This is a genomic window from Litoreibacter sp. (assembly GCF_058136045.1).
Window position 1 is genome coordinate 186,555 of record NZ_JBYVDD010000007.1, and the last position, 18,853, is coordinate 205,407.

Sequence of the window (18,853 nt, forward strand, 5' to 3'; positions counted from 1 at the left end):
GTTGCAAAAATAGGCATTTGAGTGCTTTTGCGGGTTAAAATGGGCCTCTTTTGTCGCGATCATCGCTCTTTGACATAGGGCTCGCCGCCAGCGCGGGGCGGGATGGCCTTACCAACGAATCCAGCGAGGATCACCACGGTCAGGATGTAGGGTAGTGCTTGCATGAATTGCGAGGGCAGCGTGACAAAGCCCAAATCAATGCTGGGGTAGCGGTTGGACACGGCTTCAAGTAGCCCGAACAAGAAGGTTGAGAACAGCGCATACCATGGTCGCCACTTGGCAAATATCAGCGCTGCCAATGCGATGTAGCCGCGCCCTGCTGTCATCTCTTTGACGAAGCTCGCGCCTAGGCCGGTTGCCAAATAGGCCCCCGCAAGGCCGCAAAGAACGCCGCAAATCAGGACAGCCGAATAGCGCAGACCGACCACGGAAATCCCTGCGGTGTCCACGGCTGCCGGGTTTTCACCCACGGCGCGCAGGCGCAGGCCAAAGCGGGTGCGGTATAGCACGTACCAAGACAATGGCACGCAGAGCAGGGCGACATAGACGAGGATGGTGTGCCCCGACAAGACTACAGAATAGAGCGGGCCGATGAGGGGGACGCCAGACAGGGCCTCGGCAAAGGGCAGGTCGATCCCTTGGAAGCGCGCGGCCCCACGCAGCGCCGGAGTTTGGCCCCCAAGTTTGAACCAACTTAGCCCGATTAACACGGTCAGGCCGGATGCGAGAAAGTTGATCGCCACGCCAGAAATGAGTTGGTTGCCGCGAAAGGTAATCGACGCCAAGCCATGGATAAGGGACAACACCAATGAGGCGGCAATCCCCGCCAAGAGGCCCAACCAGACGGAGCCGGTTGAATAGGCTGTGGCCGCCGAGAAAAACGCGGCCATGAGCATTTTGCCCTCTAATCCGATGTCGAAAATGCCCGCGCGCTCGGAAAACAGCCCGGCGAGGCAGGCAAAGAGCAGAGGCGTTGCAAGGCGCAGCGCACTGTCGAGAATTTGCAGGAGGGTGTTGTAGTCCATGTCTACGCCTCCGCCGATTTACGGTTTCGGAAGAATAGCTTGGCCACGATAAGGCGGACCATGTTGTCCAGCGCGCCGGTGAACAAAATCACCAAGGCCTGAATGACGATCACTAACTCGCGCGGGATTTTGGTCCAGAGACCCAACTCGGCGCCGCCTTGATAAAGTGCGCCAAACAAAAGCGCTGAGAACAGGATGCCGACGGGATGCGAGCGGCCCATCAAAGCCACCGCGATACCGATAAAGCCCGCGCCCTCGACGGAGCCAAGGATCAGGCGCTCGGCCTCGCCCATGACGTTATTGATAGCCATCATGCCAGCCAAACCGCCCGATATCATCATTGCGATGATGGTGATTTTAACCGGGCTGATGCCTGCGTAAATGGCGGCGGGTTGCGATTTGCCAAAGGCACGCAACTGGTAGCCAAAGCGGGTGCGCCAGATCAAAAGGTAGACCAATACGCAGGCCACTAGGGCCACTAACAAGGTGATATTGGCAGGGGTGCCTTTGGCCCAAGACAGGCCTAAGGCATTCGCCATCTCGCCGATCGAGGGCAAATGTGTGGGTTCTGGAAACTTGGCCGTGGCGGGGTCCATGGCGCCTTTGGGGCGCAGCTGGTTGACCAGAACATAGTTCAAGAGGGAGGCCGCAATGAAGTTGAACATGATCGTGGTGATCACGATATGGCTGCCGCGTTTGGCTTGCAGATAGGCAGGGATCAGTGCCCAAAGCGCGCCGAACGCCGCCGCAGACGCGGAAGCCGCAATCAATGCGATGGACCAGTGGGGCCACGGAATGAACAGACAAATCAGTGCCACGCCAAGGCCGCCAAGAGCCGCCTGACCCTCGCCGCCAATGTTGAACAAGGAGCCGTGGAAAGCTACGGAAACCGCAAGGCCGGTAAAGATAAAGTTGGTGGCGTAATACAGCGTGTAGCCCCAGCCATAGGTTGATCCGAGCGCGCCGGAGATCATCAATTTGATGGCTGCGACCGGGTCGTGGCCGGTAACCAAAACCATCAACATGGACAACACGAAGGCCATGAGCAGCCCGACAAGTGGCACAACGATCAGGTCAGCCCATTTTGGTAATTGGTCCATTTCAGGCGTCCCCCCCGTCTGTAGTCGTTCCGCTATTTTCGCGCGTCATGCCAGCCATCATCAGGCCTAGCTCTTTCTCGTCGGTCTCGGAGGGCAGGCGTTCGCCCATCAATTTGCCGTCGAAAATCACCGCAATGCGGTCTGACAGAGACAGAATTTCTTCCAACTCTACCGAGACCAACAAGATGGCTTTGCCCTTGTCGCGCAGGGCCACAATTTGCTGGTGAATAAATTCAATCGCGCCAATATCCACGCCGCGGGTGGGCTGGCCAACGAGCAAAAGATCGGGGTCGCGCTCAATCTCGCGGGCCAGCACGATTTTCTGTTGATTTCCGCCGGAGAAGCTTTTGGCATCCAGCATTGCATTGGCCGGGCGCACGTCGAAGCGCTTGATTTTACCCTCGGTATCTTCGCGGATAGCGACGTTATTCATCAAGAGGCCGGATTGGTAGTGCGGGTCGTCATCGTAGCCAAATGCGGTATTTTCCCAAGCCGTGAAATCCATGATCAGACCTTCGCGCTGACGGTCTTCGGGAACGTGGGCAATGCCGCGTTTGCGCCGCGACCGCGCGTCTGAAAACTTGCCAGTCAGGTCGATATCCTGCCCGTTTACACGGATAGACCCGGTGCCGTTTTGCATGCCGCCCAGCACTTCCAACAACTCGGATTGACCATTGCCAGACACGCCAGCAATACCAAGAATTTCGCCAGCACGGACGTTGAGAGAGATGCCTTTGACCCGCTCGACGCCACTGTCATCAACGACCCGCAGGTCCTCGACTTCCAGCACCAATTCACCGGGGGTAGCAGGCTCTTTATCGACTTGGAGCAGCACTTTGCGCCCGACCATCAGCTCGGCCAACTGCTCGGGCGAGGTTTCCGAGGTTTTTACCGTCGCGGTCATCTCGCCACGGCGCATCACCGACACGGTGTCCGTTGCTTCCATTATTTCGCGCAGCTTGTGGGTGATCAAGATGATGGTTTTGCCCTCATCCTTCAGGCGGTGAAGGATGCGAAACAACTGGTCAGCTTCGGCGGGGGTTAGCACGCCCGTTGGCTCGTCCAAAATCAAGATGTCGGCGCGACGGTAGAGCGCTTTGAGGATCTCAACGCGCTGCTGCATGCCAACGCCGATGTCCTCGATCAAAGCGTCGGGGTCTACGTTTAATTCGTATTCAGCGGCCAGCGCGGTCAGCTCTTTGCGGGCCTTGCGCAGGGATGGGGCCAGAAGTGCGCCGTCCTCGGCCCCCAGAATGACGTTTTCCAGAACTGTGAAGTTTTCGACCAACTTGAAGTGCTGGAAAACCATGCCGATGCCTGCCGCAATGGCGGCTTGGCTGTCGGGAATGGCGGTCTTCTTGCCCGAGATGAAGATGTCACCTTTATCGGCTTTGTAAAAGCCGTAGAGGATTGACATTAAAGTAGATTTACCCGCGCCGTTCTCGCCGATGATCCCGTGAATGGTGCCGGGCATGACGCGGATCGAGATATCTTTGTTGGCCTGAACAGGGCCGAAGGCCTTGGATATGCCTTTGAGTTCAATTGCTGGTTCAGTCGTCAATTCAAGGCTCAAGCGGGCGCTCCCATGCCTGCAAACCCGATTAGCCGCGTGATCTTGCCGTCTACGATATCGGCAAAATACTGGCCGTGCTGCATTGCTACGCCGTCTTTGCAAAAGGCGACTGTTGCACGGGCATGGCCATTATGCGTGGACATATCAACAACCTCGGCAGAGCCGTCAGGCATCATGTCACCATACATTTTGACATAGGCCAGATAGGCATCGCGATCAGTGATCGGCGCGGGGGCATTGGGGTCTGCGTAATAAAAACTAGTGGCCAGAGCCGCGTCGGTTTTAGCCGCGCGGCTCTGCTCTGAGGGGTCGCCCCAAGCTGAGAAGAATGTGTTGAGACAATCTGTCATGACCTGAGGCCCCCCCCTCTTTTTTGCTTAAAATACCGACTGGTTTAGAATTTCAGTGCCGGGCAGGTTTCGTCGGACATGTAGTCATGCACAGCGATTTCACCCGAACCGATTTTGGCCGAAAGGGCCTCCACATCGGCTTTCAACTCGTCAGAGACCAGTGCTGCGTTGTTTTCGTCCATTGCGTAGCCCACGCCACCGTTGGCCAAACCCATGACGTTGAAGCCGGTTTCCAGACCCGGCCCGTCGGTCATTGCGTTAAACACGGCGGTGTCGACGCGCTTCATCATTGAAGTCAGGACTTTGCCGGGGTGCAGGTAGTTCTGGTTGCTGTCAACGCCGATGGACAAGATGCCCTCGTCAGCAGCAGTTTGCAGCACGCCCAGACCAGTACCGCCAGCGGCGGCATAAACAACATCAGCGCCTTGGCTGATTTGCGCACGGGTCAGCTCGCCGCCTTTAACCGGATCGTTCCAAGCCGCGCCCGTGGTGCCCGTCATGTTGGAGATCACAGTCGCATCAGGGTTCGCAGCCTTCGCGCCTTGGGCATAGCCGCAGGCGAATTTGCGGATCAGTGGAATATCCATGCCGCCGATGAAGCCTACGGTGTTGGACTTGGAAGTCTTAGCCGCCATGTAGCCCACCAGATACGAGCCTTCGTGTTCGTTAAACACCACCGAGCGCACGTTTGGTGCGTCCACAACCATGTCGATGATCACGAAAGAGGTGTCAGGGTAGTCGCCAGCGACTTCGCCCAAAGCATTGCCGAATGCAAAGCCTGCCATGATGATCGGGTTGGAGCCAGCTTCGGCAAAGCGGCGCAGAGCCTGTTCGCGTTGTGCGTCGGATTGCAATTCGACCTCGGCGAATTTGTTGCCGGTTTCTTCTGCCCAACGGGTGGCACCGTTATAGGCGGCTTCGTTGAAGGATTTGTCGAACTTGCCACCCAAATCGAAGATGATGGCAGGGTCGGCGGCGGCAATACCGGCCGTTAGGGCCAGCGTCGCGGTTGCGCCGAGAAAATTTTTCATGATTGTCATGGTGGTCTCCCAGATGTTTTGTTTTGACCGAGGCCGTCCCCCCGGCTGCAAAAAGCAGTGACCGAGCGTGCTCTGCCCGTCGATCATCGTACAATAACGACTCAGAGGAGGCAGGGGGTCAACCAGTTTTTAAGATTTCGTGTTGCAAAGCCGGGATTTAAGGCGGTTGCCCTTAGGTCGCTTGGGTTTCTGGTGGCTAAAGCGGGCACCGTAATACGAGAGCGTCACTTTTCGCCCCGTCTAGTGCGGTATAATAGTTTTTGCGCCGCCCTGCTTCGGTGAAACCGGCCTGTGTATAAAGCGCGCGCGCCGGGGCATTGTCTTGTGCGACCTCTAGAAAGGCCTCGGTCGCCCCTGCACCCGCGACGCGGCCCAAGAAAGCCAAGACCAGCCCCATTCCAGCGCCTTGCCGACGGAGGTCGGGAGATATGGCGAGGGTTAGCAACTCGGCCTCATCCGCGATGGTGCGCCCGATTAGAAATCCTTGCGGGGCTTCGATGAGGAAGGCGTGGCTTAGGATTGAGCTGAACTCGCGTGCGGACCACGGGCGCGGGGTGGTAAAGCATTGCGCATGTAATGCTGCGAGCTCGTCAAAGGTCATAGAATGACAGGTGCAGGGTCGCGGGGCGGGGCGGCATCGGCGGGGCGCAGGTAAAGCGGCGCAGGGCGGGTGCCGTCTGGGGTGCGGCTTGCCGCGATGCGCGCGATGGCCTCGGGAATGGGCATCTTGGGCGTGTCAGCGTGGCCTGCACAAAGGGGGGCGATGGTGTCGGCACTATGCCCGATACAGCGCGGCTCGGCGCGTGCGGGAATGGCGGGCAGGCTGTCTAGATCACAGAGTGCCGGATCGGTCTTTTGCCCCGTCCCGAAGACTTGCACATAAAGCCGCCCTTGCCTTGCATCCAAGCTGGACACCACCACGCCGCTTTGCCCGTAGGCTTGAGCTTCGAGCGAGGAGACACCGATGGCAGGAATGCCGAGCGCCAGAGCCAATCCGCGCGCCGCACTGACGGAGATGCGGATGCCCGTAAAGTTGCCCGGACCGATGCCAACACCGATGCGATCGAGGTCGTCCCATGTTTTCCCTGCCTCTGATAGCAGGTCTTCGAGCAGGGGCATCAGGCTCTCGACTTGGCCTTTTTGCATCTCGTCGATACGTGACGCCAAAATGGTATCGCCCAACAATAAAGCAGCCGCGCAATGTGCCATTGATGTATCAAAAGCCAGAGTTAAGGGGGCATGGGTCAAGTAACTAACTGCCTGTTCTAGCTAGGCATTTACGCCCGCTTCCTTGCACACGAGGGAGGTCATCTGTGATGCTAAGCCACGGGAGTTGCGAGCCACAATGGGTGTGCAGGCTAGGCTCTAACGCGTCTGCATTATCAAGGAGGCCTACGGGTACGTAGACCTGACCATCTAGGTAGTCGAAGGTTGCCATCAACGGCGATCCACATTCTGGGCAAAACCATCGGTTGACGCCTTCGGGTGTAGTCGTAGAGGGCGTGCGTGGTGGTACAAGCACAACATCGTTAACTGCGAAAGCGGCGAAGGCGGCAACCGGAGCACCAGTCCAACGCCGACAGTCAACGCAGTGGCAATAGGCTAGCGTTGTTGGTGCGCTTCGTGAGGTGAGCGTGGAGTGCTGACAGTAACACCGCCCGATTGGGCGGGCACCATCTTCAGGCGGCAACTGGGCGAACCTCAACCACTTCGGGGATGTAGTGGCGCAGCAGATTTTCGATGCCCATTTTCAGGGTCAGCGTCGACGAAGGGCAGCCAGCACAGGCACCTTGCATATGCAGGTAAACCACGCCGCGCTCAAAGCCGTGGAAGGTGATGTCGCCACCATCTTGCGCCACGGCTGGGCGTACGCGGGTGTCTAGAAGTTCTTTGATTTGCTCGACAATGGCACCGTCTTCGCCGGTGTGTTCGGCGTGCCCACCTGTGGCACCACCGCCGTCGCCGTCAATCGCGGGCTGGCCTGATTGGAAGTGCTCCATCACCGCGCCTAGAATGGCGGGCTTGATGTGGTCCCAGTCAGTGGTGTCCACCTTGGTGACGGTCACGAAGTCATTACCCAAGAAAACGCCAGTGACGCCCTCTACCGCGAAAATGCGGCTGGCCAGCGGGGATTTGTCCGCGGTGTCTGCGGATGGAAAGTCGGCGGTGCCCATTTCCAAAACGGTTTGGCCCGGCAGAAACTTCAGCGTGGCGGGGTTCGGAGTGGATTCGGTTTGGATAAACATGGGTCACGGCCTCTTTGGGGATCGTAATAGATATGGGCTTGGATCTGCGCGGAGTCAATATGTTAGAATTATTCTAAGTTGGCTGGGGCAGCACTAACTGACAGCTTCAAGTTGCTCCTTGGTCATCTCACCGGGAACGATCGTAAAGGGGATGGGCAGCGAGCCAGAGCGCCGTGTCAACTCGGTCACCAGTGGTCCGGGGCCTTTGTTGTCGGGGCTGGCTCCAAGCACTAAAACTCCGACCTCGGGGTCGTCTTTTACCTGTGCCAGAATTTCCGGCACCGGCTCGCCCTCGCGGATAACCAACTCGGGGTCCACGCCTTGCTTGTCGCGCATCCATTTCCCGAAGACCTCGAAATGCGCAATGATACGCTCGCGCGCCTCTTGGCGCATGATTTCGCCGACGCCGACCCAGTGGTTGAACTCCTCTGGCGGAATCACCGCTAAAACTTCGACACCGCCACCCGTGCGCGCCGCCCGCATCGCGGCAAACCGCATCGCGTTGAGGCATTCAAGGCTGTCATCGAGCACTACAAGAAACTTACGCATGGCAATCGCCCTCCTGAGAGCCGGATCATGGGCCAAGCACCGTCGCCGTGCAACATATGGTTTTCCTTATCTGCGCTTCACGCGTCTGTGTCTGGCTCAGCAAGACCCGCTGGACCTATGATGGCGATGGATCACAGAAAGGTCAGAAATGCCCGACACCCTCATCCACCGCCGGTCCGTCCTGTCGGGGGCCCTTGCCTTGGGGCTGGCCCAGTTTAGTCCCTCAGGCCCCGCACGCGCTGACGGGACCATGCCGATGCGCGCCATTCGCCAGTTTGACTTGGGTGATATGGTGGTCAGCGTGATTGACGACGGCAGCTTTTCTATGGGTGTTGGCATGTTCGGGGCCAATGCACCAAAGGGGGCAGTGGGTGCGTTGATGGAGAGCTATGGCTTGTCGCGCCGAATGGCAGAGATGCCATTGCAGGTCATGCTGATCGAGACCGCTGGCCAACGCATATTGATTGATACTGGCATGGGAGAGGTCACGTTTCACGGCAACGAGCACGACAATGGCCGCTTGATCAGCTCGTTGGCAGCGCTGGGTTTCGCTCCGGCAGATATAGATATGGTGGTGCTGACCCATGGCCATCCGGACCATGTGGGTGGGCTGACTATGGGCGGTGAACAAGTGTTCAAATCTGCCACCCATTGCATCCCCCAGATGGAATATGACTTCTGGACACAATCGCCAGACCGCGCGCCTGCTCAGTTGCGCGAGATGATCCTCCACTGTCGCGGGCATTTGTTGCCAGTTGCGCAAGCCATCCAGCCCTATGTGGACGGCCAGGAAATTGCACCGGGCATCAAGGCCGTAGCCGCGCCGGGCCATACCCATGGGCACTTCGCGTTGATGCTGGAAAGCCGGGGCGAGAAGCTGCTGCATCTGGTGGATACTGTCGTGCATTATATAGCCGGATTGGAGCACCCCGAGTGGACCGTCGGCGCGGACTTAAACAAACCGCTGGCGGTGGAGACCCGAAAACGGCTGCTGTCACAAGCCGCCGATGAGAAGTTGCTGATTGCAGGCTATCATTTCCCGTTTCCGGGCGTGGGGCGCATCATGCGCCTTGGGGATGGGTTCCGCTATGTGCCGATGCCACTGGTCTGAGGTTCCGGGTCATGGCAGCAGATACAAAGTTTGTTGCCAGATGGATCACGAAAATATGCGTCATAAAAGTCGAGGTGATATTCGGGGCGCGCACCCTCAAGGACCGCAGCATGGAGCTGTATGCGCAGTCTACATCAGCGCGCGTGGCCACGAGCAGAGCAACCATTGCGCCATTTGCGACGGTGGCCGCCTGAGCATCAAAAGGTTGGGTTATGTTGAATGGCGGGCGCTCATGTTCTGCTTGTTGCCAGCTAGATTATGGCATCGGCTGTGGGGGGCTTCCGCTATTCGCTGCTACCGCACCAATGGCTGCTTTATATCCTTTCATAATTCTGCGCCTAAAACCTGTAGAGTTTCTTACCAAGAGTCATTTGACAGGACAGTTATTCATGCCCATCTGGCACCTATGACCAAAGAGCCTAAAAATAGCCAAGTTTATCTCAGAGAGCAGCTTTCTGGCTTACGTACGCTTATGAACTTAGCAGTACCTTTCAGTTCAAAGGCGCGTAGGGCGAAGGCAGATATGAAGAAAATACAAGCTAAGATTGACGAGCTCTCAAAGGCTCAAGAGGTTTTCACTGAACGATATGCCCCAGACGGCTGGTCCTTGTTTGCAGGCATGGCGACACCAACACTATTTGAGCTAATGGGCGCCACCAAAGAGACCAGCACGGCCATCCTGACAAGCTACCACCTCAAGCCAGTCAATCTTCATGCTTTGCAGCAGCGACTTAAGTCCGAAAAACTGCGCCCTTGGTTCGACATTTATAAGACCGCCAAGGAACGGGCTGAGGCAGAGGGCTTCGTTTCTGCTGTCCCACTAGTGCTGTTGATCATTGATGGGATCGTTACAAATCTGACAGGGAAACATGCTTTCTCTGGCGGTACAGATGCGCCAGTCTTTGATACTCTCGCATCGGGCCCGGGCGGTATAGCTGACGTGTTGCGTTTGCTTGGTCAACAAAGAGGTTCTGTTACCACTGAGCTATTACAAGCTCCGTATCGTCACGGCATCTTACATGGTGTGGACCTAAATTTTGGTCATGCCGTTGTTGCCGCGAAGGCGTTCAACGCCCTGCATGCTGTGATAGATTGTTGTGAACGCAAAGTGGATGAAAAAGTAAGAGTGGCGGAGGCCCTTGAGGAACAGCACGTTCCACCGGTAATAGAGATTTTAAAGGGGCTTGCAGATGATGCAAAGATCAACAAGGCGATTGGTGCTTGGTCTGCTCGCCCATTGAAGTCTTTTGAAGACGGGGCAAGCCAAGCAGAACTCGAGGCATTCGGCAAGGGAAGTCCAGAGGCCGCTGCAATGGCATACCTGCAAGCATTGTCAGGGCGAAACTATGGGCGCCTTGCAGCACACACGGTTGACTTCATGAAGCGGCCCATCGGGGAGCGAGCGAAAGACTTTAAAATGCGACTGGCTGACGTTGGAGCCTGCGAATGGCGTATTCTTCAAGTTAGAGATGAAGCACCCGCCGTTTCAGAGGTCCAAGCACATGTTTGGGATCCGTCTGAGGGGCGCAGTTGGAGCTATATGGGAACGATCCGTCTCATCCATTCTGGGGAGGATGATAAGCCAGCGGTGTATGGGGCTGAAACTGGAAGGTGGAAGGCAATTGAGTTTTTTCTAGCTAAGTTGGAACCGACTGTTTTGCTTAAAAAAACAACCGATGACCTGACGTGACGGGGGCTGAGTCTTGTGGCCAACGCTACACACGAGGCCAAAGTGGTTTATGTCCTTTAAACACCTATGGCGGAAAATTAACCCATAGTTTTCAGCAGTACCCGAGAGTGGAAAATCCTTAACCAGAACACCAGTTTTTAAGCGCCTAATGTGACATGGGAAATCACTGCGCTGACAGCGCCCAATCCCAATACATATCGCGCACTTGTGCGGTCACGGGGCCGGATTTGTATGTGGTGTCGTCAAGCTTGGTGACGGGGGTGACTTTCATCATATTGCCGGACAAGAACACCTCGTCGGCGCTATGAAAGTCGTCAAAGCCGAGCACGGTTTCATGTACGCGCAGCCCTGCATTTTTCATATGACCGATATGGCGTGCGCGGGTGATGCCGGCAAGGAATGTGCCGTTGGGGATCGGGGTGAAGACCTCGTTATCGCGCACAAGGAATACGTTGGCGGTGGCGGTCTCGGCCACGTTGCCCATCACGTCTGCAACCAGCGCATTGCCGAAGCCTTTGGAGCGCGCCTCGGCCAGCATGCGGGCATTGTTGGGATAGAGGCAGCCCGCTTTGGCGTTGATCACGCTGGATTCCAGTGTCGGGCGGCAGAATTTTGTGGTGGTGAGGGTGGTGGAGGCACCTTGCGGGGCCATCGGAATTTCCTCGAGGCAGATGGCAAAGCCTGTGGCGTTAGGCTTGGGGACGATGCCCAGCTCGTCGCCCTCGAGCGCCCAATACATCGGGCGAATGTAGACGGCGGTGCCTTTGGGGTAGGCGGCAAGGCCCTCGTGGATGATCTGCACCATTTGCTGCGCGCTATGTGTGGGCGTGATCATCAAGGCCTGCGCCGAGCGGTTCACGCGCTCGCAATGGGCAAACAGGTCTGGCGACACGCCCTCGAAGAAGCGCGCGCCGTCAAAGACCGAGGTGCCAAGCCACATAGCATGATCCGCAGCACGCATAACGGGAACATCGCTCGCGTGCCAAGTGCCGTTGAAATAGGTGCGAATGTTGATGCCAGTTGCCATGATGTCTCTCCCGAAGTTGTGGGGATGCTATGGTGCGTTAGGTCAACCGTCCAGACCTTTTTGACCTTCCGCGATTAAGGCCGACTGTAACGAGAAAGAAGTCCTCGCCAAAAAAGGTGGGATTAGGCGATATAAGCCCGTATTGCCGATGCCGCGATGACAATTGCGCTCTTGGACCGGGTTACGCATCACTGCTCGATCATTGAAACGGGAAACACATCCTTCCGCTTCACTCAGAGCAAAAAGTCCCGAAGCCAATAGGTCTCAGCGCAAAGTAATGCCAGCAGAGTTTTCGCTATATGAGGGCACCGGTCATCTGGCATTTCGTGCAGATTGGTTGCGAGAGACAGGGGATCAACTCCGACAAAGCCTCACTGGTTCGCGCCTTTAGGGCAGTATGGAGCCGACCCTACACACGAAAGGGCTGGTCCTTGTCGATCACAAGCGGCCCCACCCGCACACCAAAAGCATCTATGTGATACGCATTGCCGATGGCCTTGGGGCCAAGCGGTTAGAGGTCAATATGGACACGCATGATCTGTTGGCTTGCAGCGCGCCCCCCCTGCTACGGCACTATGGTGATGGCCCAGTGATCGGGCGTGTCGTTGGCCTGCAAGAACGTGACTTTAAGCGCCAAAAAGTGACCCCAGAAAAGTTCTCCAATTGCGAGCTGAACGCGCTCGAAGCGCCTTGTTCGTATGGGCTGAACGCCATTTTGAGGCTCAGCAAAAGCACCTCTCAAATTCTCCGCCAATTTGGGTCGCTCCGGGAAAAGCCCGCTTTTGGCGAGTGTTTATTTCTCGTTACAGTGCTGGGACCTTCTTTGTAAACGCGCGGCCCAGACCCGAGAGAAGTTGCATGCCATCTTGCCATTCCCCACCTGCGACACATAAGATCGCATAGTTCAAAAAAGGGAACCTGACCCATGCTTCGTTTTGCTGCTGCGGCCTTTGCCGCTTTTACTGCTACTGCTGCTTTTGCGGATGGGCACCTGCCCAATCTTGAGGGCAAAGAAATCGTTGTCGTCACCGAGAACGCCTATCCGCCGCTGCAATTTATCGAGCCGGGAACTGGTGACGCGATTGGGTGGGAATATGACGCCATGGCCGAGATCGCCAAGCGTATCAACGTGACCATCACCTATGAGAACACCAGCTGGGACGCGATGATCCCTGCTGTGAACCAAGGTCAATATGATCTGGGCATGACGGGTATTACCATCCGTGATGATCGCCGCGAGAAGGTGGATTTCTCGGACAAATACATGACCTCCGAGATGATCATGCTGGTGCGCGCCGATGAAGATCGCTTCATGGATGCGAAAAGTTTTGCCGCTGATGAAGAGCTGTTGATGGCCGCTCAACCCGGCACCACGCCGTTTTATGTCGGTGTCTATGACGTGCTGGATGGCAATGAGGAAAACCCGCGCATTATCAAGTTTGAAACCTTTGGTGCAGGGGTGCAAGCGCTGCGCATTGGCGATGTTGATCTGGTCTTGACCGATGGCACTGCGGGCAATGGCTATGTGGCCTCGTCCGAGGGCAAGTTGAAGATCGTCGGCGATAAACTTGGTACCGAAGACTTCGGTTTCATCTTCCCAAAAGGCTCGGAATTGGTTGCGCCAATTAACGCAGCTATTGCGGATATGGAAAAAGACGGCACGCTGGACGCGCTTAATAAGAAGTGGTTCCTGGACTACAAACTGGGCGGCTGATTGCGCCTGTGCTAGGTCCTTCACAACAAAAAGACGACTTCCCCTATTGGCTGGTGCTTCTAGGGGGCGTCGTGGCCTATCTTGGCTACCAAGTGGTGGCCGACGATCTGTATTCCCAAGTTTTGGGGACGCTTTCTAAGGGTATCCGCATTACGATTACGGTCACGTTAATCGGCTTTGCCAGTGCATCAATGATGGGGCTTGGGTTGGCGTTAATGTCGATGTCTCGCCACATCATTATCCGCCAGGTTGCGCGATTTTATATCGAGGTCGTGCGCGGTATTCCGATTATCGTGATGCTGCTTTATGTGGCCTTTGTCGTTGCCCCCGGCCTTGTTGCATTGGCAAATTGGGCGTTGGAACCGCTTGGGCTAGAGCTGGTTAAGACCCGCCAGTTTCCACTTTTGTGGCGCGCCACCATGGCGCTAGCTATCGGGTATTCCGCCTTCATCGCGGAAGTGTTTCGCGCCGGGTTGCAATCCGTTGATAAGGGCCAAATCGAGGCGGGTCATACCCTTGGTTTGAACCGCTGGCAGCGCTTTCGCTATATCGTATTCCCACAAGCGATCCGCACGATTTTACCGCCTTTGGGCAATGATTTTGTGGCGATGGTGAAGGATTCCAGCCTCGTCTCGGTGTTGGGGGTCGGTGATATCACTCAGTTGGGCAAGGTCACGGCGGCGGGCAATTTTCGCTATTTCGAGACCTATAACGTCGTGGCACTGATTTACTTGGTGTTAACCGTCACTTTATCGCTGGCCCTGCGCCGATTTGAGCGCCATATGCGCCAACCCGGCGACAGCTGATTGCATCTGGCGGTGCAGTGCTTAGGTTAGGCGCAAAGGAGCACCCCACATGAATAACCCGCTACTGTCCGACTGGACCACAGCTTTCGGCCTCCCGCCTTTCGCCCAAATTTCTGACGATGATTTCGCCCCCGGATTTGAGGCGTCATTGATCGCGGCACGTGCTGAGTTGGCCGCGATAATCGACAATGCAGACGCGCCGACATTTGCTAATACTATCGACGCGCTAGAGCTGATGGGCGAGGTGATGCACAACGTGTTGTCGCCATTCTACACGCTGGCTGGCGTGGACAGTACCCCCGCACGCGAAGCGTTGCAGCGTGAGTTTTCGCCTAAATTGGCGGCTTGGGGGTCCGAGGTGTCGATGAACCCCAAATTGTTTGCGCGCGTAAAGGCCTTGTGGGATGCGCGCGATAATCTTGATTTAACACCAGAGCAGATGCGGGTGTTGGAGCTGACGCATCGCGGTTTCGTGCGCTCTGGCGCGCAGTTGAAAGGGGCGGAGTTCGACCGCCTGAAAGAGGTCAAAGAACGCCTTGCCGTGATCGGGACGCAATTCACCCAAAACCTGCTGAGCGACGAGCGGGATTGGTCGATGGAGCTGTCTGAGGATGATCTGGAAGGCTTGCCTGATTTCGTGATCGCCACTGCGCGCGCTGCGGCCGAGGCTGACGGCAAGCAGGGGTATTTGTTGACACTATCGCGCTCACTCATCGTGCCATTTTTGCAGTTCTCGCCACGTCGAGATCTGCGCGAAATAGCCTATGAAGCATGGGTAGCGCGCGGTGCGAACGGTGGCGAAACCGACAACCGTGCGATTGCCGCCGAGACGTTGAAATTGCGCCACGAGCGCGCGCAATTGCTGGGCTATAAAGACTTCGCCAACTTCAAGCTAGAGACCGAAATGGCAAAGACGCCAGACGCGGTGCGCGACTTGTTGATGCAGGTCTGGCAACCCGCCAAAGCACAGGCCGATTTGGATGCGGCTAAACTGGTTAAGATGATGCGTGCCGACGGTGTGAACGGCGATCTAGAGGCGTGGGATTGGCGCTATTATTCCGAGAAACGTCGCGCGATTGAGCATGATCTGGACGAGGCCGCGATCAAGCCCTACCTGCAACTTGACCGGATGATCGAGGCCGCGTTCGAGTGCTCTACGCGCCTGTTTGGCCTTGAGTTCGCACCGATCAAAGCTGATTTGCATCACCCGGATGCGCGCGCCTGGGAGGTCACGCGCGACGGCCAACATATCGCCGTGTTCATCGGGGATTACTTCGCGCGCGGTGGTAAACGCTCCGGCGCGTGGTGCTCGGCGATGCGTGCACAACAAAAGCTGCGCGGCGATGTCCGCCCGCATGTAATCAACGTGTGCAATTTTGCCAAACCTGCCGCTGGCAGCCCCGCTTTACTAAGCTATGACGATGCGCGCACGCTGTTCCACGAGTTCGGCCATGCGCTGCACCAGGTGCTATCTAATGTGACCTACGAGTCGATCTCTGGCACCTCGGTCGCGCGCGATTTTGTCGAGCTGCCAAGCCAGCTATACGAGCACTGGCTAGAGGTTCCCGAGGTCTTGCAAAAGTTCGCCACCCACGCGGAAACTGGCGCGCCGATGCCTGCCGATATGTTGGAGCGAATGTTGAATGCGGCGACCTATGATCAAGGGTTTGCAACCGTTGAATATGTGGCCTCAGCGATGGTCGATCTAGAGTTTCACAGCGGTGATGCGCCCGATAATCCAATGGCTAAGCAGGCCGAAATTTTAGAGGCGATGGGCATGCCACAGGCCATTCGGATGCGTCATGCAACGCCGCATTTTGCGCATGTATTTGCCGGTGATGGGTACTCGTCAGCCTATTATTCCTACATGTGGTCAGAAGTCATGGATGCCGATGCGTTCGACGCATTTGAAGAGGCTGGCAGTGCCTTTGATGCGGCCACAGCTGCGAGGCTGGAAGAGCATATTTTATCGGTGGGCGGATTGCGTGAAGCCGACGTGCTTTATACGGAATTTCGGGGGCGTTTGCCGGGTGTAGATGCGCTGCTTAAAGGGCGGGGATTGGATAATGTCGCATGAAACTAACATCGCAACAGGCCGATGCCCTGATCCAGATTGTGCGCGACGTCGCGGCGCGTGAAATTAAGCCGCTATTTCGCAACCTTGAAGGCACGGTGATTGATAGCAAGTCATCGCCCGATGATCTGGTGACAGTTGCAGACCGCGCAGCCGAGTTGGCGATTGCGGCTGCCGTTCGTAATCTTCTGCCTGATGCGGCGATTGTGGGCGAAGAGGCGGTTGCCGCCGATGAATCGGTACTAGATAGGGTTGGGCAGGGGCAAGTTGTGGTCATTGATCCCATTGATGGGACATGGAATTTTGCCAATGGCAACGCGACTTATGGTGTGATCTTATCCGTGATTGAGGACGGAGAGACGGTCTTTGGCCTGCTTTATGACCCTAGCTATGACGACTGGATTACGGCGATCAAGGGCCAAGGCGCATGGTTTTGCAACCAAAGCGGCGCGCGCAAACCGCTTCAATTGCCCGAAGCCCCACAAATTTCCGACAGTTTTGGCTTTGTCGGTATGTACCTGTTCAACAAGGCGCAGCAGGCCCAAATCGCGGCGCAACTGCCTGCGTTTCGGCGCACTATGACGCTGCGCTGCTCGTGCCATGAATACCGAATGCTGGCCAGTGGAACGTCGCAGTTTTGCCTGAACGGGATGCTCAATGTTTGGGACCATGCAGCGGGTGTGCTGATCTACCAAGAAGCGGGCGGGGTGGCGCGCTTGCTGGATGGGCGCGAATACCATCCCACGATGCGCGAAGGGGTGTTGTTAACGGCGGCCTCATCAGCGCTTTGGGATGCGTTGGCCGACCGGTTTCGGTTCCTTGCCTAGTGGAGCTTGAGCTGCCCCAATTGCACCCCTAACCAATGGCGCAAAGGCGGCTCGGTGCACAGTGAAATCGCTTTGTCGTAGGCAGGTTTCGCTGCCTGTGGATCGATGTCACGCAGCAAATGCGCCCGCGTCGCCCAATAAGGTTGATAACGCGCAATGCGGTTTTCAGGTAGCTGATTTAGCAATGCGAGCCCGGCCTCCGGGGTTTGCGCATGGCCCAAGGCCGCAGCTTGCGCAACGCGGCTTCCGAGGGTTGGGTAAAGCGCGTTTAACCCTGTGTAGAGTTGGACCAAAGCCGCCCAATCTGTGCGCTTAGTCACGGCACGGGCGGCGTGGACGGATTGGATGGCCGCCTCAAGCTGAAATCTCCCCGGCTGCTTTGCGCCAGAGGCACGGGTCAGGGTTTTACTGGCGTGGGAGATCATCCGGTGATCCCAGAGCGCCGTATTTTGCGCGTGCAGAGGGATCAAAATACCGTTTTCCAGCCGCGCATCATGGCGGGCGGCAAGGAAACAAAGCAACGCACTCAGCCCCAAGGCTTCAGGAGTGTCGGGATTTAAGAAAGCAACGAGATCGGCCAGAAACAACGCTTCGCGGGTTAGGTCGCGCCCATCGGGTAGCATCATCCAGTCGAGGGAATAGGCTGCATAGATGGCCTCTAGCAGCGCGGTCATTCGCTCTGGCATGGCATCGCGTTCTGGCAGAGAAAAGGGGATACCGGCATCGCGAATTTTTGCCTTCGCGCGGACCAGCCGCTGCGCCATGGTCGAGGGTGCCACTTGAAAGGCCTGCGCCACGCGGTGCGATGTCAGGCCCAGCACGGATTGCAACATTAAGGGGGCGTGAATCTGTGCATCCAAGGCAGGGTGGGCGCAGACCAACATGAGGCGCAGCCGCTCGTCCGGGATGCTATTCTCGGGGGTGATTTTCGCCGCTAAATGGGCCTCATCAAGCGGGTCATTGCGGCCATGCTTGCGTAACATATCAATGCGCCCGCGCCGTGCTGTGGTGATAAGCCAGCCCTCGGGGTTGTCGGGGATGCCCTGGCTGGGCCAAATGTCCAAGGCCTTGGCAAACGCATCTGCCAGCGCATCCTCAGCCCCCGCAATATCGCGATCAGGGGCCGCCAATATTGCAATCAACCGCCCGTAAGAGCTGCGCGCGATATGCTCCGCGCGCAGCTTTGTGTCGTCAGCGTTCAACCGTCCATGGCCGAGGCGCGAATTTCCACCTTGCCTCGTTTAACTGCGGGGCATTTTTGTGCCCACGCCATAGCGGCATCCAAATCGGGGACATCAACGGCAAAGAACCCGCCCAGCGTTTCTTTGGTCTCCGCGAACGGGCCATCTTGAACCCGCAACTCGCCGCCTTTGAGGGCCAGTGTGGTCGCGGTTTGCACGGGTTGCAAATAGTCGGTGTCAAGGAACACCCCTGCCTCCTTTAAAGCCCCGATATAGGCCCCATAGAGTTCTTTCTCGGCAGTCCAATCGTCTGGTGTCATATTGGATAGGTCCGCAGGGTCGGTATATATTAAAAACGTGTAGCGCATTGCGATAAATCCTTATGCTGTTTCAGTGCGAGGGTTTGCAAACTGTTGCCCAGAGCTTCGCCGATCACCTTGATGATGAAAAGCGCTATGGTGCGGGCAAAGGGGGGCGTTCCCTTGTTTGCATCCTCCGGTTTGTTGACCCGAAAGCGGTGGTGCTTTCATAGGTATAACG

Annotated in this window: 23 protein-coding genes; 10 read left to right on the forward strand and 13 right to left on the reverse strand. The window is 56.8% G+C overall.

Translation table 11 applies throughout. The annotated features are described in order from the left end of the window. Positions 1 to 59 precede the first annotated feature (59 nt). The 10 genes from AC3Y7R_RS11655 to AC3Y7R_RS11700 form a co-directional block, all read right to left on the reverse strand. Positions 60 to 1,025 (reverse strand): ABC transporter permease, encoded by a 966-nt coding sequence (locus AC3Y7R_RS11655; protein WP_490042221.1) that lies wholly within the window; start codon positions 1,023 to 1,025, stop codon positions 60 to 62. Between the two features lie 2 nt (positions 1,026 to 1,027). Beyond that, on the reverse strand, positions 1,028 to 2,125 hold the full coding sequence (locus AC3Y7R_RS11660) for an ABC transporter permease (RefSeq protein ID WP_490042222.1): 1,098 nt from the start codon (positions 2,123 to 2,125) through the stop codon (positions 1,028 to 1,030). Between the two features lies 1 nt (position 2,126). Next, positions 2,127 to 3,686 carry an ABC transporter ATP-binding protein gene (locus AC3Y7R_RS11665; protein WP_490042223.1) on the reverse strand — a complete coding sequence of 520 codons (1,560 nt, stop codon included), beginning with the start codon at positions 3,684 to 3,686 and terminating at the stop codon, positions 2,127 to 2,129. Between the two features lie 8 nt (positions 3,687 to 3,694). After that, complete coding sequence (locus AC3Y7R_RS11670) at positions 3,695 to 4,048, reverse strand: nuclear transport factor 2 family protein (RefSeq protein WP_490042224.1); 354 nt, start codon at positions 4,046 to 4,048, stop codon at positions 3,695 to 3,697. 44 nt (positions 4,049 to 4,092) lie between these two features. Next, a complete protein-coding gene (locus tag AC3Y7R_RS11675) occupies positions 4,093 to 5,088 on the reverse strand; it encodes a BMP family lipoprotein (protein ID WP_490042225.1) in 996 nt (331 codons plus the stop codon). Positions 5,089 to 5,284: 196 nt separating this feature from the next. Continuing rightward, positions 5,285 to 5,689 (reverse strand): GNAT family N-acetyltransferase, encoded by a 405-nt coding sequence (locus AC3Y7R_RS11680; RefSeq protein ID WP_490042226.1) that lies wholly within the window; start codon positions 5,687 to 5,689, stop codon positions 5,285 to 5,287. Then, on the reverse strand, positions 5,686 to 6,336 hold the full coding sequence (gene tsaB, locus AC3Y7R_RS11685; protein WP_490042227.1) for a tRNA (adenosine(37)-N6)-threonylcarbamoyltransferase complex dimerization subunit type 1 TsaB: 651 nt from the start codon (positions 6,334 to 6,336) through the stop codon (positions 5,686 to 5,688). Before tsaB ends, AC3Y7R_RS11680 begins: the two co-directional genes overlap by 4 nt. Positions 6,337 to 6,340: 4 nt before the next feature. Further along, positions 6,341 to 6,793: a GFA family protein gene (locus AC3Y7R_RS11690; RefSeq protein ID WP_490042228.1), complete on the reverse strand. Its 453-nt coding sequence runs from the start codon at positions 6,791 to 6,793 to the stop codon at positions 6,341 to 6,343. Then, on the reverse strand, positions 6,768 to 7,334 hold the full coding sequence (locus tag AC3Y7R_RS11695; RefSeq protein WP_490042229.1) for a NifU family protein: 567 nt from the start codon (positions 7,332 to 7,334) through the stop codon (positions 6,768 to 6,770). The genes AC3Y7R_RS11690 and AC3Y7R_RS11695 overlap by 26 nt, the downstream gene beginning before the upstream one ends. A 93-nt stretch (positions 7,335 to 7,427) precedes the next feature. Next, positions 7,428 to 7,883, reverse strand: coding sequence for a universal stress protein (locus tag AC3Y7R_RS11700; RefSeq protein ID WP_490042230.1), 456 nt, complete (start codon positions 7,881 to 7,883; stop codon positions 7,428 to 7,430). On the opposite strand from AC3Y7R_RS11700, the gene AC3Y7R_RS11705 reads away from it, so the two are divergent. The 4 genes from AC3Y7R_RS11705 (at position 7,882) to AC3Y7R_RS11720 (ending at position 10,684) form a co-directional block, all read left to right on the forward strand. Next, complete coding sequence (locus AC3Y7R_RS11705) at positions 7,882 to 8,004, forward strand: hypothetical protein (protein ID WP_490042231.1); 123 nt, start codon at positions 7,882 to 7,884, stop codon at positions 8,002 to 8,004. The two genes, AC3Y7R_RS11700 and AC3Y7R_RS11705, sit on opposite strands and share 2 nt — an antisense overlap. 27 nt (positions 8,005 to 8,031) lie before the next feature. Further along, positions 8,032 to 8,994, forward strand: coding sequence for an MBL fold metallo-hydrolase (locus tag AC3Y7R_RS11710; protein ID WP_490042232.1), 963 nt, complete (start codon positions 8,032 to 8,034; stop codon positions 8,992 to 8,994). An 11-nt stretch (positions 8,995 to 9,005) separates the two neighbouring features. Continuing rightward, positions 9,006 to 9,188: a hypothetical protein gene (locus AC3Y7R_RS11715; protein WP_490042233.1), complete on the forward strand. Its 183-nt coding sequence runs from the start codon at positions 9,006 to 9,008 to the stop codon at positions 9,186 to 9,188. 212 nt (positions 9,189 to 9,400) lie between these two features. Beyond that, complete coding sequence (locus tag AC3Y7R_RS11720; protein WP_490042234.1) at positions 9,401 to 10,684, forward strand: hypothetical protein; 1,284 nt, start codon at positions 9,401 to 9,403, stop codon at positions 10,682 to 10,684. Positions 10,685 to 10,847: 163 nt separating this feature from the next. On the opposite strand, the gene AC3Y7R_RS11725 is transcribed toward AC3Y7R_RS11720, so the two are convergent. Continuing rightward, positions 10,848 to 11,711, reverse strand: a complete 864-nt coding sequence (locus tag AC3Y7R_RS11725) for a branched-chain amino acid aminotransferase (RefSeq protein WP_490042235.1) — start codon at positions 11,709 to 11,711, stop codon at positions 10,848 to 10,850. A 141-nt stretch (positions 11,712 to 11,852) separates the two neighbouring features. On the opposite strand from AC3Y7R_RS11725, the gene AC3Y7R_RS11730 reads away from it, so the two are divergent. The 6 genes from AC3Y7R_RS11730 (at position 11,853) to AC3Y7R_RS11755 (ending at position 17,132) form a co-directional block, all read left to right on the forward strand. After that, positions 11,853 to 11,972, forward strand: coding sequence for an ATP-binding protein (locus tag AC3Y7R_RS11730; protein ID WP_490042290.1), 120 nt, complete (start codon positions 11,853 to 11,855; stop codon positions 11,970 to 11,972). Between the two features lie 136 nt (positions 11,973 to 12,108). Beyond that, complete coding sequence (locus AC3Y7R_RS11735; protein WP_490042236.1) at positions 12,109 to 12,540, forward strand: hypothetical protein; 432 nt, start codon at positions 12,109 to 12,111, stop codon at positions 12,538 to 12,540. A gap of 96 nt (positions 12,541 to 12,636) precedes the next feature. Further along, positions 12,637 to 13,425 (forward strand): transporter substrate-binding domain-containing protein, encoded by a 789-nt coding sequence (locus tag AC3Y7R_RS11740; protein ID WP_490042237.1) that lies wholly within the window; start codon positions 12,637 to 12,639, stop codon positions 13,423 to 13,425. 8 nt (positions 13,426 to 13,433) lie between these two features. Continuing rightward, positions 13,434 to 14,231 (forward strand): amino acid ABC transporter permease, encoded by a 798-nt coding sequence (locus AC3Y7R_RS11745; RefSeq protein WP_490042291.1) that lies wholly within the window; start codon positions 13,434 to 13,436, stop codon positions 14,229 to 14,231. 49 nt (positions 14,232 to 14,280) lie between these two features. Then, entirely contained in the window at positions 14,281 to 16,308 is a 2,028-nt protein-coding gene (locus tag AC3Y7R_RS11750) for a M3 family metallopeptidase (RefSeq protein WP_490042238.1), read from the forward strand. Further along, positions 16,305 to 17,132 (forward strand): inositol monophosphatase family protein, encoded by an 828-nt coding sequence (locus AC3Y7R_RS11755; RefSeq protein WP_490042239.1) that lies wholly within the window; start codon positions 16,305 to 16,307, stop codon positions 17,130 to 17,132. The genes AC3Y7R_RS11750 and AC3Y7R_RS11755 overlap by 4 nt, the downstream gene beginning before the upstream one ends. On the opposite strand, the gene AC3Y7R_RS11760 is transcribed toward AC3Y7R_RS11755, so the two are convergent. Next, entirely contained in the window at positions 17,129 to 18,334 is a 1,206-nt protein-coding gene (locus tag AC3Y7R_RS11760; protein WP_490042240.1) for an RNA polymerase sigma factor, read from the reverse strand. The two genes, AC3Y7R_RS11755 and AC3Y7R_RS11760, sit on opposite strands and share 4 nt — an antisense overlap. Next, complete coding sequence (locus AC3Y7R_RS11765) at positions 18,331 to 18,681, reverse strand: YciI family protein (protein WP_490042241.1); 351 nt, start codon at positions 18,679 to 18,681, stop codon at positions 18,331 to 18,333. Before AC3Y7R_RS11765 ends, AC3Y7R_RS11760 begins: the two co-directional genes overlap by 4 nt. Between the last annotated feature and the right edge of the window lie 172 nt (positions 18,682 to 18,853).

Coding starts and splice junctions, on each gene's coding strand:
- AC3Y7R_RS11655 (WP_490042221.1), bottom strand. CDS start 1,025: ATGGACTACAACACCCTCCTGCAAATTCTCGACAGTGCGCTGCGCCTT.
- AC3Y7R_RS11660 (WP_490042222.1), bottom strand. CDS start 2,125: ATGGACCAATTACCAAAATGGGCTGACCTGATCGTTGTGCCACTTGTC.
- AC3Y7R_RS11670 (WP_490042224.1), bottom strand. CDS start 4,048: ATGACAGATTGTCTCAACACATTCTTCTCAGCTTGGGGCGACCCCTCA.
- AC3Y7R_RS11675 (WP_490042225.1), bottom strand. CDS start 5,088: ATGACAATCATGAAAAATTTTCTCGGCGCAACCGCGACGCTGGCCCTA.
- AC3Y7R_RS11680 (WP_490042226.1), bottom strand. CDS start 5,689: ATGACCTTTGACGAGCTCGCAGCATTACATGCGCAATGCTTTACCACC.
- AC3Y7R_RS11695 (WP_490042229.1), bottom strand. CDS start 7,334: ATGTTTATCCAAACCGAATCCACTCCGAACCCCGCCACGCTGAAGTTT.
- AC3Y7R_RS11705 (WP_490042231.1), top strand. CDS start 7,882: ATGGCAATCGCCCTCCTGAGAGCCGGATCATGGGCCAAGCACCGTCGC.
- AC3Y7R_RS11700 (WP_490042230.1), bottom strand. CDS start 7,883: ATGCGTAAGTTTCTTGTAGTGCTCGATGACAGCCTTGAATGCCTCAAC.
- AC3Y7R_RS11710 (WP_490042232.1), top strand. CDS start 8,032: ATGCCCGACACCCTCATCCACCGCCGGTCCGTCCTGTCGGGGGCCCTT.
- AC3Y7R_RS11715 (WP_490042233.1), top strand. CDS start 9,006: ATGGCAGCAGATACAAAGTTTGTTGCCAGATGGATCACGAAAATATGC.
- AC3Y7R_RS11720 (WP_490042234.1), top strand. CDS start 9,401: ATGACCAAAGAGCCTAAAAATAGCCAAGTTTATCTCAGAGAGCAGCTT.
- AC3Y7R_RS11725 (WP_490042235.1), bottom strand. CDS start 11,711: ATGGCAACTGGCATCAACATTCGCACCTATTTCAACGGCACTTGGCAC.
- AC3Y7R_RS11735 (WP_490042236.1), top strand. CDS start 12,109: ATGGAGCCGACCCTACACACGAAAGGGCTGGTCCTTGTCGATCACAAG.
- AC3Y7R_RS11740 (WP_490042237.1), top strand. CDS start 12,637: ATGCTTCGTTTTGCTGCTGCGGCCTTTGCCGCTTTTACTGCTACTGCT.
- AC3Y7R_RS11750 (WP_490042238.1), top strand. CDS start 14,281: ATGAATAACCCGCTACTGTCCGACTGGACCACAGCTTTCGGCCTCCCG.
- AC3Y7R_RS11755 (WP_490042239.1), top strand. CDS start 16,305: ATGAAACTAACATCGCAACAGGCCGATGCCCTGATCCAGATTGTGCGC.
- AC3Y7R_RS11765 (WP_490042241.1), bottom strand. CDS start 18,681: ATGCGCTACACGTTTTTAATATATACCGACCCTGCGGACCTATCCAAT.